This is a genomic window from Acetivibrio straminisolvens JCM 21531 (assembly GCF_000521465.1).
Lineage (GTDB): Bacteria > Bacillota > Clostridia > Acetivibrionales > Acetivibrionaceae > Hungateiclostridium > Hungateiclostridium straminisolvens.
The window spans coordinates 17,454-29,235 of the sequence record NZ_BAVR01000027.1; the positions used below are offsets into that span (position 1 = coordinate 17,454).

The 11,782-nt window shown below is 35.1% G+C and carries 12 protein-coding genes and 1 pseudogene; 12 read left to right on the top strand and 1 reads right to left on the bottom strand.

Features of this window, described 5'->3' with window-relative positions; translation table 11 throughout:
- The 12 genes and pseudogenes from JCM21531_RS08575 (at window position 1) to JCM21531_RS08635 (ending at window position 11,353) form a co-directional block, all read left to right on the top strand.
- Entirely contained in the window at window positions 1-702 is a 702-nt protein-coding gene (locus JCM21531_RS08575) for a sugar transferase (RefSeq protein WP_038289064.1), read from the top strand.
- Window positions 674-1,132: a GNAT family N-acetyltransferase gene (locus JCM21531_RS08580; protein ID WP_038289066.1), complete on the top strand. Its 459-nt coding sequence runs from the start codon at window positions 674-676 to the stop codon at window positions 1,130-1,132. The genes JCM21531_RS08575 and JCM21531_RS08580 overlap by 29 nt, the downstream gene beginning before the upstream one ends.
- A gap of 10 nt (window positions 1,133-1,142) precedes the next feature.
- Window positions 1,143-2,200: pseudogene (locus JCM21531_RS08585) on the top strand (lipid II:glycine glycyltransferase FemX).
- 62 nt (window positions 2,201-2,262) lie between these two features.
- On the top strand, window positions 2,263-3,429 hold the full coding sequence (locus JCM21531_RS08590) for a glycosyltransferase family 2 protein (protein WP_038289068.1): 1,167 nt from the start codon (window positions 2,263-2,265) through the stop codon (window positions 3,427-3,429).
- A gap of 32 nt (window positions 3,430-3,461) precedes the next feature.
- Entirely contained in the window at window positions 3,462-4,508 is a 1,047-nt protein-coding gene (locus tag JCM21531_RS08595; protein ID WP_201768056.1) for a glycosyltransferase, read from the top strand.
- 102 nt (window positions 4,509-4,610) lie between these two features.
- Window positions 4,611-4,796, top strand: coding sequence for a hypothetical protein (locus JCM21531_RS08600; protein ID WP_038289069.1), 186 nt, complete (start codon window positions 4,611-4,613; stop codon window positions 4,794-4,796).
- Window positions 4,797-5,122: 326 nt separating this feature from the next.
- Window positions 5,123-5,797: an O-antigen ligase family protein gene (locus tag JCM21531_RS08605; protein WP_157833663.1), complete on the top strand. Its 675-nt coding sequence runs from the start codon at window positions 5,123-5,125 to the stop codon at window positions 5,795-5,797.
- Window positions 5,775-6,269, top strand: coding sequence for a glycosyltransferase family 8 protein (locus JCM21531_RS23690; RefSeq protein ID WP_038289073.1), 495 nt, complete (start codon window positions 5,775-5,777; stop codon window positions 6,267-6,269). Before JCM21531_RS08605 ends, JCM21531_RS23690 begins: the two co-directional genes overlap by 23 nt.
- A gap of 19 nt (window positions 6,270-6,288) precedes the next feature.
- Entirely contained in the window at window positions 6,289-6,708 is a 420-nt protein-coding gene (locus tag JCM21531_RS23695; RefSeq protein WP_038289076.1) for a glycosyltransferase family 8 protein, read from the top strand.
- A gap of 63 nt (window positions 6,709-6,771) precedes the next feature.
- Window positions 6,772-7,713, top strand: coding sequence for a polysaccharide pyruvyl transferase family protein (locus tag JCM21531_RS08620; protein ID WP_038289078.1), 942 nt, complete (start codon window positions 6,772-6,774; stop codon window positions 7,711-7,713).
- Between the two features lie 204 nt (window positions 7,714-7,917).
- Entirely contained in the window at window positions 7,918-9,366 is a 1,449-nt protein-coding gene (locus JCM21531_RS08630) for a flippase (RefSeq protein WP_054847053.1), read from the top strand.
- A gap of 142 nt (window positions 9,367-9,508) precedes the next feature.
- Window positions 9,509-11,353 carry a polysaccharide biosynthesis protein gene (locus JCM21531_RS08635; RefSeq protein WP_038289080.1) on the top strand — a complete coding sequence of 615 codons (1,845 nt, stop codon included), beginning with the start codon at window positions 9,509-9,511 and terminating at the stop codon, window positions 11,351-11,353.
- A gap of 98 nt (window positions 11,354-11,451) precedes the next feature.
- Here JCM21531_RS08635 and JCM21531_RS08640 read toward each other — a convergent pair whose 3' ends face one another.
- The gene (locus JCM21531_RS08640) at window positions 11,452-11,667 is read right to left on the bottom strand and encodes a Spo0E family sporulation regulatory protein-aspartic acid phosphatase (RefSeq protein ID WP_038289081.1); all 216 of its coding nucleotides are present in this window, start codon (window positions 11,665-11,667) and stop codon (window positions 11,452-11,454) included.
- Window positions 11,668-11,782 lie beyond the last annotated feature (115 nt).

Here is an 11,782-nt window from a genome sequence, read left to right on the forward strand (position 1 = left end):
ATGCATTGTGAGGTCAAACAGAAAATAAATCCGGATGTACGGGTTTTATACAAAGAAGGAATATATAAAAAATATTTAAAAAGGCCAATTGATTTTATATTATCATTGGCAGCAATTATAATTTTTTCACCATTAATTCTTATTGTTGCACTGATGGTGAGAATAAATCTTGGAAGTCCAGTTATATTTAAGCAGGAAAGACCGGGGCTCAATGAGAGGATATTTACTCTATACAAGTTTCGGACTATGACGGATAAGAGAGATGATAAAGGGGAATTGCTGCCGGATAGCCGCAGGTTGACTAGGTTTGGCAAGTTTTTAAGGTCGACTTCCCTTGACGAGCTTCCGGAGCTATTTAATATTCTAAGAGGAGATATGAGTATTGTAGGGCCAAGGCCTTTGCTAGTTGAATACCTGCCGTATTATACGGAAGAAGAGAGGCTTCGTCATACTGTTCGGCCGGGGTTAACCGGTCTTGCTCAAGTAAACGGGCGAAACAATTTAGAATGGGATATTAGACTTGGACTGGATGTAGAATACGTTAAGAATGTTACATTCGGCCTTGACATTTCTATTATTGTAAAGACAATAATAAAGGTATTCAAGAGGGAAGGCGTTGCTGTTGTTGATCAGACTCCTTTAAAAGATTTGCATGTTGAAAGGAGTAACAAATATGATAATAAAAACCTTACAGTACGATGATTTTTTACTCTACAGAGACAGGATAAGAGATTTGCTGGCAGAGATATATGATATCAATTTTGATGTCTCCCATGATTACAGCATTAATGAGAGCAATAAAAAATTAAAGCTTTTAGATGAATATATTAAATCAAATCAAGCTGTTTTAATCGGTGCAATTGAAGGGGAAAATTTGGTTGGATTTATATGGATATATAGGCATGAGTATTTTGGTGAAATAAGAATGCATGTAAATCAAATAATAGTGGATAGAGGATATAAAGGGAAAGGTATAGGAAAGAGATTGTTGGAAGAAGCTGAGAAAAAGGCTCTTGAGACAGGGATAAATGTAATTGATTTATTTGTTTCGGAAAAAAATATAGAGGCTATGAATTTTTATAAGAAATCAGGTTTTATTACGGAGCGAAGATATATGAAAAAGATGCTGTAGAGGTGTTCGTATGGTCTTTTTTGTGAATATAGATGACAATAATAAATGGGATAATATAGTCAAAGGATTTAAAAATTTTGATGTTTATTATCTGTCAGGATATGTAAAGGCTTTCCAAACCCATGGTGATGGGGAGCCTAAACTGTTTTTTATGAAGATAAGAATATTAAAGCAATTAATGTTTTTATGAAAAGGGATATTGAAAAGGATCAAAACTTTTCGGGCAAAATACCGTCCGCTACCTTTTACGATGCAGCGACACCGTATGGGTACGGTGGTTTTTTAATTGAAGGGAATGTGACGGATGAAAGTTTAGAAGCCCTTGAAAAAGAGTATTCCAGACTTTGCATGAATGAAGGTATTATTAGTGAATTTGTCCGTTTTCACCCGGTGCTAAATAATTCCAAGGTGCTTTCATCAATTTATGATATTTCAGAGCTTGGAAGGACCGTAACAATAGAGTTGGGTTCACAGGAGCAAATGTGGGAAGGTTTTGCCGGCAACAATCGCAATAAGATTCGGAAAGCTAAAAAGTCCGGAGTCGAGATATATTGGGGACGAAGCCGGGAATTGTTTGATGTGTTTATTCCCATGTATAATGAAACAATGGACAAGGATGATGCAACAGACTATTATTATTTCAAGAACGACTTTTACAACAGCATACTTGAAGACTTGAAATATAATTCACTAATGTTTTATGCTGTTTTTGAAAGCAAAATAATTTCAATGTCAATTATTTTGTTTTCAAACCAACAGATGCATTATCATTTATCTGCATCTGACAGAAACTACAAGAATCTTGCGGCTACCAACCTATTGTTGTATGAAGCGGCATGCTGGGGCTGCGAAAACGGATATAAGACGCTCCATTTGGGCGGAGGTCTGGGCAGCAGGGAAGACAGCCTTTACCAGTTTAAAAAGGGGTTTAACAAGAATTCAAATACTTGTTTTTCTATAGGTAAGAAAATATTTGACAATGAGAAATATAATGAGTTAATAGAAATAAGAAAACAGGACCAGGGCTTTGACGAAAATAAATTGTTTTTCCCTGTATATAGGGGATAAAACAAGGATCGTATTAAAGTCTAGATTAAGATAACTAATTTTTCAATGAAGGGGTACGAAAGATGGGGATATTCATTAAAACTTTATTTTATACAAGCGGATTTATCATATTTTGGGCCATGATAGGATATCCCGTATCACTTAAAATAATTGGCAGGTTATATAAATCGCGCAAATTAGAAAAAGACTATAGTTATCAACCTACAGTAACGGTTATGGTTGTTGCACATAACGAGGAAAAAGTAATACTTGAAAAACTTAATAATATCTTAGAGCTTGACTATCCAAAGGACAAAATTGAGATTTTGGTTGCTTCCGACAATAGTACGGACCAAACCAACGATATTGTGAGAGAATTCATCGAAAGGCATCCTGAGTGTAAAATCAGGCTTTATGAAGTCAAGACCAGAAAGGGAAAAACAAATGCGCAAAATGAGGCTCAAAAAACTGTAACAACGGAAATTCTGGTTATGACGGATGCCAACTCAATGTTGGATAGAAATGCAGTTAAAGAATTAGTGGCGGCATTTACATCAGATAATATCGCATATGTTTCCGGAAGGCTTGCAATTGCAAATCGGGAAGCAAGTGATGTCAGCAACGCAGAGGCCGGCTATTGGGACAGTGACCTTGCTAGCCGTGAAATTGAAGCAAGAATTCAAACAATAACAGCCGGAAACGGAGCGCTGTACGCTTGCAGAAACATAGAATATCATGATTTTGACCCAATACAATGCCATGATGCGGCAATGCCTTTATATTATGCACTAAAGGGAAAAAGAGCTATTTGCAACCATGATGCTGTGGCATATGAAAAGGCTGGAGAAGTAATTGAAGATGAATTTAAAAGAAAAGTACGTATGAATCGTACGATATTAAAGGCTATTTTGCCGGATATAAGGATACTTAACTTTTTTAAGTACAAATGGTTTTCATTTTTTTATTTTGGACACAGGACATGCAGATATCTATTATGGATAGCACATTTAATTGTATTGATATCCAATGCTTTCCTGGTAACGGATTCGTGGTTTTACAGCATAGCATTTTCGGGTCAATCGTTGTTTTATTTGTTAGCATTAATAAAAGTGCTTACAAATGCAAACAACAGGATATTGGCAATTATCCATTATTATTGCATTACCGTAGCATCCCAGTGGGTTGGAGTTTATAATATATTGACAGGAAGGTCCAAGCCTTTTTGGGAAAAAGCAGAGAGCACAAGATAGAATAAGGAGAGTAAATAAAGAAAGGATTTGCTATGAAGATACTATTATTGGCTTCAGGAAGAGATATTCATAGTGTCAGATGGGCTAATCAACTGAGCCGAAATGGAAATACAGTACATTTGTGTTATGTTTCCAATCAAAAACCTTCGATAGATAAATTTGATGACAACGTGTTTTTACATGAATTAAAATTTCCGGCCCCTATTGGATACTATTTAAATGTATATCAGCTAAGAAAAATCATTAAGAATATAAAGCCGGATATTTTGAACGCTCATTACGCCAGCGGTTATGGAACTTTAGGCAGATTAACCGGATACTCACCTTATTTGATTTCGGTTTATGGAGGGGATGTTTATGACTTTCCGTATCAGAGCCGGATAAATATGGAAATAATCAAGAAAAACTTGAAAGCGGCAGATTCGATAGCATCAACAAGTTATGCAATGGCCCGTCAGACATCAAAGTTAATAAATTGCCGGGCCGAGGATATTTATATTACTCCTTTTGGGGTGGATACGAAACAGTTTTACAAAAGAAATATGAATAAAGGTAATGAGATTGTTATTGGAAGCATAAAAAAACTTACACCCAAATATGGGATAAAATACGGAATCTTAGCAATTAATTATTTGGTTAACAACCTATTTGCCGAAAATAAAAAGAATACGAAAATAAAGTATTTGATTTATGGAGAAGGGCCTGAAAGGGCTGAACTAGAGCAACTGGTAAAAGATCTAAACCTTCAGGACATTATTGAGTTCAAAGGAAGAATTCCAAACAATTTGGTGCCTCAGGCATTGAATGAATTTGATATTTTTCTCGGTACGAGTGTTCTTGACAGCGAAAGCTTTGGAGTTGCAGTGGTTGAGGCAATGGCTTGTGAGGTTCCGGTGATTGTTACCGATGTTGATGGATTTAAAGAGGTTGTCGACAACGGAAAAGCGGGGATTATGGTGCCAAGGAAAGATTACAAAGCCATGGCAGAGCAAATATACAAATTGGTAAAGGATTCCGAGCTTCGCGTGAAGCTTGGAAAGTTGAGAGAGAACGAGTCATTGAAAAGTATAATTGGATAGATAATGTTAAAGAAATGGAATATATATATAGTCAACTGATTGCAAAGACAAAGAAATAATTATCAAGAGATATTTTACGATAAAGGGGAGGATGGAGATATAATGTCCATACTCGATGACGTTACTTTTCGAACCAAGCCGATGCTTCTTAGCATATTGATATTTATTATTACTTTTGCAAATTCCGGGCCGTCGGTGCCCAGAATATTGCTATATTTTGGTTTTGTCATGGTTCTTGTATTTATTCCCTTGTTAAAGAGCAAGACAAATTTTTTAACTCTAAAGTAATATATACAAATTTAGCGTTGGTTTTGTTTAATGCTATTATTCTTTTTGTATATTACGAAAATTTTTCATCGATATATAACGGCTTGTTATATATCGCGTGTATTTTGTTTTTTCTGGTACTGATGAATTTCAGCACAAATCTTAAAAATACAGAGGCATTTATCCGCTATATATCAATCGGTACTAAAATATTAATGATAGCAGCAGTTGGCCTGTCACTATCGGGGATAGAGTTTCAATGGGTATCTAGAACATCATTTTTATTTTTTCTATTATATTTTATTTTGCTTGATGAGAAAACGAAGAAGCATAGTAAGATTTTATATATGGGTATATGGCTGTTTATTGCGGCTCTTGACGGAGAAAGGACATTTATGTTGTTATTCCCTGTTATGTTGTTCCTAATGGCATCTGTAAATTGGATTTTTGAGCATAAAAAGGTATATAAGTTTCTGTTTATTGTAGTCGTTATATTAATTATATCCATACCGGTAATTTACGTTATGTTATCTAATTCGGAGTATAAAGATTTATTGAATCAATATGCTGTAAGATATACTAAGAGCAGATTCTTTTCGGGCAGAGATGTTATATGGTCGAATATGTTTGAGTACTACCTTAGGGGAAATATATTTTTGGGGAGCGGCCATCATGTAACACCAATCACAATCTATGGTGCCGAACTTTCGTCACATAACACTTACATGAGCATACTGATTAGAACAGGAATGATTGGAATTTTTTTATTCTTTTACTTTTTATGGAGTGTATGGAATAGGTATTTAGAGTTTAAAGATACAGAGGCAATAAAGTTGAGTGCTGTGTTCTTAATTATAACTATGCTTAAGCAATCTTCGGAAATGGCCCTTATTGGCAACAATGTTGCTGTATCCGTAATAAATTGGTTGGTTATTGCTTTTGGATTCGTTTATTGTAATTCATTAAACTACCAAAATAAAATGGAAAGAGGTTTTGAAGTTGACCAGAATCGGGAACAGTAAAACAATTTTGAATTTTGTTTTGTCCAGTGATGAAAATTATGCAGATAAGCTTGCGGTTACGATGTACTCGATTTTAGAGGTTCATGCTGAAGTTGATGAAGTGTGCATCCATGTTTTATCCAACAATATTTTAAAAACCAGTATTGAGAAAATTAAAACAATAGAAGATAAATTCAGTAATGCTAAAATCATTGTTCATAATTTAGATGACTTAGGCGAAAAGCTGGGAAAAGATGTAAATGTCGACCATTTGTCTCTTGCTGCCTATGCAAGATTATTAATACCGGATATTCTGCCCGATGACGTGGACAAGGCATTGTATTTGGATGTAGATATATTGGTTAGAGAAAATTTATCGGATTTATTCTCTATGGCTATCGAAGACTATTATGTAGCCGGTGTTAAATCGATTATAGACTTGGCAGATTGCAATGAAGAGAGGAGCACTACTTTCACATTAATTCAGGAGTAATGTTGTGGAATTTTAAAAAATGCAGGGAAGAAAAGTTGTTCAAAAATGCTTGGATTATATCAGAAATACGAACGGAAAAATAAAATTTCATGACCAGACAATAATTAATGAAGTATGTAAGGGAAAAATTAAAGCTCTTCACCCAAGGTATAATGTGATGAGTGGAATGTTTTTTCTCAAGTATTCGAAATTTATTAGTGTTTATGGCCTGAAGAACTATTATTCAAAAAAAGAATTTGATGATGCAGTATCCTCACCGGCGATAATTCACCTTACATCTTGGGTGGTTGGCAGACCGTGGGAAGAAGGATGCGTTCACCCATATAAAGGTGAATATGAAAGAATACTGCAATTAACTCCATGGAGGGGCAAACCTTTATTAAGAAAAAGAAGACGGGGATATAAGCTTGTTATTTATAGCTGTTGCCGGGGAGTTTAATAAGGATAATTACAAAAATTAAGCGGTTGATTAAAGCAAAAATAAAGTAGGAAGGTTTGGAAAATGAGAGTAGGAATACTGACATATCATAATACATTGAATTTTGGTGCTTTAATGCAATGTTATGCATTGTATAAAGCTTGCTTCAATCTTGGGGCTGAAGTTGAAGTAATTGATTATAGAAACTGGGTAATAAAAAATAATGTAAAACCGATTTCCATGATTACAAGGAGAGGAAAAGAGAAGGTTAATATTAAGAGCATTATAAAATTACTATGTGCGTACCCTATGATAAAATCTAAGAAGGCATCATTCGAAAAGTTTATCAAAAAAAATATAAGGCTGAGCGAAAAGGTATATGATACAAGAGAAGAAATACTAAACGATCCTCCGGAATATGACAAGTATATAATTGGCAGCGACCAGGTATGGAATTACAATATAAATGGCATGGACACGACATATTTGATGGATTTTGTTAAAGATGAGAGCAGAATATTTAGTTTTTCATCAAGTTTTGGTTTGGAAGCTATTGATAAAGACAAGGAAAAGGTCTATTCAAAATTATTGGCGCGAATTCCGGAAATTTCGGTTAGAGAACAGCAGGGTTCAAAAATCATTCATGACCTGACGGGAAAAGATGCGAAAGTACTTTGTGACCCTGTATTTTTAATACCAAAAGAAGAATGGATAAGTTTAATCAACACAAACAATCGGAGCAAAAATAGCAATATTTGCACTTATTTCTTAAACTATAATACAAAAGAACAGTTTGAGAGGGAATATAACAAGAAAACCGATCTTAAAAGATATAAGAATGTGAAACTGGCTGGAGGCATAACATTCAAGGATTTTATAGACAGAAATATTATGGTGAAAATATTTGGCGGACCCCTTGATTATTTAAAGTCAATTTATGATGCGAGATATATATTTACGGATTCTTTCCATGCAACGGTATTTTCGATACTTTTTGAGAAATTTTGTTGTTTTTTTGTCAGGTAACAAAGGAAGAGACTCAAGGATTATTAATTTATTGAAACTTTTTAATATGGAAAACCGTATTTATAACGGGAGCCTTTCAAATTTGGATGAGAGGATTGATACCGAAAGAAATAAAAAAATATGTGAAGAGATTAGAAATGAAGCGATAGAATACCTAAAGAAAAATATATCAAAATAAAAAGGAATTTGGTAGGAAGATGAAATATGAGAAAAAATGTAATTTTAATGACAATATATGAGATTCTTGTTTTGATTCTGCCCTTTGTTACAATGCCCTATGTTTCAAGAATATTAGGGCCGGAAGGAGTAGGACTCTATGCCTACAGCAATTCCATTGTGAGTTATTTTGTTCTGATTTCTTTGCTGGGGATTCAGCTATACGGTAAAAGGGAAATTGCAAAAGTTAATCATGATGAAATGACGAGAAGCAAGGTGTTCTTTGAAATATATCTTATACAGTTAATAATGTCAATTATATCTCTTGGTATATATGCGTTCTTTATATTAACTACCAATGACGGGATTAGAACATTATTGGTGATACAATTGGTAATACTGGTGTCATCCTGCCTGAATATAGATTGGTTTTATTTTGGCATCGAAAAATTTAAAATGACCGTTACAAGGAATTTACTGGTTAAGGCGCTTTCCTTGGTACTTATTTTTGTGTTTATTAAAGAACCCGGTGATTTGAGTAAATATGTATTCATAATGTCTTTTTCAACTTTTTTCAGTCATTTTGTTATGTGGTTTAGTCTAAGTAAATATGTCAAGAGGTCAAAAATTGATACTCATGCGGTTATAAAAAGATTTAAACCTATTGTTATGCTTTTTATTCCTGTACTTGCAATCCAGTTGTTTTCAATTGTGGACAAGACAATGCTGGGGTTGATGGCAGATAAGCAGCAGGTTGGTTTCTATGAAAATGCCAACAGAATTGCAAGAGTACCTATTTCAATTATTACATCCCTTGGAACCGTCATGCTTCCGAGGATGACCAATCTGATTGCGAACGGACAAAAGCAGGCTACTGAAAGGTATATAGAAAAATCTTTAATATTTACAATGTTTCTGACTTTTGGATGTGTATTTGGTATATTTGGGGTTGCAGACACTTTTGTTCCGTTATTTCTGGGGAAATCATTTGCGGAATCGGCTTCATTAGTTAAAGTATTGAGTGCTATATTGGTTTTTGTTTCATGGGGAAATGTATTTAGAACTCAATATATTCTGCCTAAAGGTATGGATACCCTGTACACTAAGTCTGTAGTTTATGCGGCTATATTAAATATTATATTGAATGCGATATTAATACCGGTTTTACAAGCTTTTGGTGCAGCAATTGCATCTGTTATTTCCGAAGCTTTAATATGTATTTATCAGCTATTTAAAATTAGAAATGAATTTAAAATAATACAATATATTAAACCATGTCTTAAATATCTGGTAAGCGGAATGATTATGGGGGCGATTGTTTCAATTACCGGTAGTGTCTTGAGGGGGGGAGCGGGCACAGTACTCTTGCAAATTGCTATAGGGATTTTTGTATATTTTGATTTATCCATTGTATTTGAGATTATTCAAAACCAAATGTTTATTGCTTTGGAAATAAGAAAAGTTTTTCTTAGACTAAAGCCTAGCAGAAAAATATGATGCCAATAGAAATAACGCACCTGCTTTAACAAAAATTTGTTTTTGTTTTTTGTATTTAATCTGATATAATAAAAAAGACATAAGGTGAGCAATTAATATAAATTTTAGCAGCTTTCTACTTTGTAATGTATGGGGGTCTACAATGAAACAAAAGATCAGAGCGAATGGATTAATTGCGATTGATGTTTTTTTAGTAAATATATCGCTTGTTATTTCATACCTTTTAAGGTTTGACTTAAATTATAGAAATATACCGGAGCGCTTCACCGAACACCTGATAAAGCTTGCCCTCATTGCAACAATTGTCAAGCTTGTGACTTTTGCTTCGATGAGGCTTTACAACAGTTTGTGGAAATATGCCGGGATATATGAAGTGTTTATGGTGGTTGCCGCTTCATTTATCAGCAACTCAATAATGATAAGCTATGTTTTTTTATCCCAAGTACCTGTACCGAGAAGCATATTCTTAATATGCATTTTGACAGACATTGCCTTGGTTACGGGAGTGCGGTTTGCCTATAGGGTGTTTAGAAGAATTGTCAAGGGTGAAATGATTCGTTTTACCAACTCAAAAAGGGTGCTGATTGCCGGTGCCGGGGATGCCGGTGCAATAATTGTAAAGGAAATGAAGTCTCATCCGGGACTAAAGAGCACTCCGGTGGCGTTTGTCGATGATGATGTATATAAAATAGGGAAAAAATTGAGCGGAGTTCCCGTTGTTGGAGAAACAAAGGATATTTCAAAAATAATACAAAAGCTGCAGATAGACGAGGTTATTATTGCCATGCCGTCTGCCAGCCACAAAAAAATAAACGAAATATACGCCAGTTGTTCGAAAACGGACTGCAAGGTAAAGATACTTCCGTCGGTTTCACAGTTAATCGATGAATCTGTTGTCATGCAAAAAATAAGGGATGTCAATATAGAAGACCTTTTGGGCAGAGAGCCTGTAAACCTTGATATTGAAGAAGTTGGTGCATATTTAAAGGGACAGGTGGTAATGGTCACCGGAGGAGGAGGCTCAATCGGTTCGGAGCTGTGCAGACAGATAGCGGGCTTTTCTCCAAAGAGGCTTATTATTTTGGATAATTATGAAAATAATGCATATGACATACAAAATGAGCTGTTGTACAAATACCCGGATTTAAAGCTTGACACAGTGATTGCCAACATCAGAGAGAAGCAGAGGATGGAGAGCATATTCAGAAGATTTATGCCGGATGTTGTATTTCATGCTGCGGCTCACAAGCATGTTCCTCTAATGGAGAGTAATCCTACGGAGGCAATAAAAAACAATGTATTTGGCACCATGAATGTGGCAGAATGTGCCGACAAGTACGGGACTAAAAGGTTCGTACTCATATCCACGGACAAAGCTGTAAACCCTACAAATATTATGGGTGCGACAAAAAGAATTGCAGAAATGCTTATTCAGTCAATGAATGAAACCAGCAAAACTGAGTTTGTTGCAGTAAGATTCGGTAACGTACTTGGAAGCAACGGAAGTGTTATACCTTTGTTTAAAAAGCAAATTGAGATGGGAGGTCCGGTAACCGTTACCCATCCCGAAATAACCAGATTTTTTATGACAATTCCTGAGGCTGTGCAGTTGGTACTACAGGCAGGAGCAATGGCAAAGGGTGGAGAGATATTTGTACTTGATATGGGTGAGCCTGTGAAAATCAGTGATCTTGCAAGAAACCTCATAAAGCTTTCGGGTTTTGAGCCGGATGTGGATATAAAGATTGTGTATACGGGGTTAAGACCCGGCGAAAAGCTTTACGAAGAGCTTCTGCTTAGCGAAGAAGGACTTCAGGCAACCAAAAACAACAAGATATACATTGCAAAGCCTGTTCACATTGACCTTGCAATGCTTCAAAGGGAGCTGGATTGTCTTAGGGATATTATGGTGACGAATTCTGAAGGGATTTCGGAATATATCAAACTTATTGTACCTACGTACAAAAAGGTGGAGAACGGTAATTAGAATTTTGAAGGTATCTAACTTAATAAAACTAAAAATAGACGTTTGAAGTGACAAACGTCTATTTATTAAACACTGCGTGGTTTTATGTCATTTTTTAATTAATTGCATCTTGCAGCTTTATTTAGATGACTTAAGCTGAAAGCATAGGTTTTGTCCCTCTGGACAATTCTGTTGTAAAGGGACAGTATTTTGTCCAATCGCTGGCTATAGTGCAAAACTTCTTCATTCAAGAGATCAAAATTGTTTTTTTCGATTAAGTCGTTTAACCTGAGGTGCATCTTAGTTATGAGAATATACATTAACTCCTTGGACATGACATGCAACCTCCTTTGATATAGTTTTATTTTTCACTGGAAGAAAGCTACTAACATTAGAAGGAATAAGGACAACCATCTTATTTTATTATAGCACATATTGGAATAATATCAA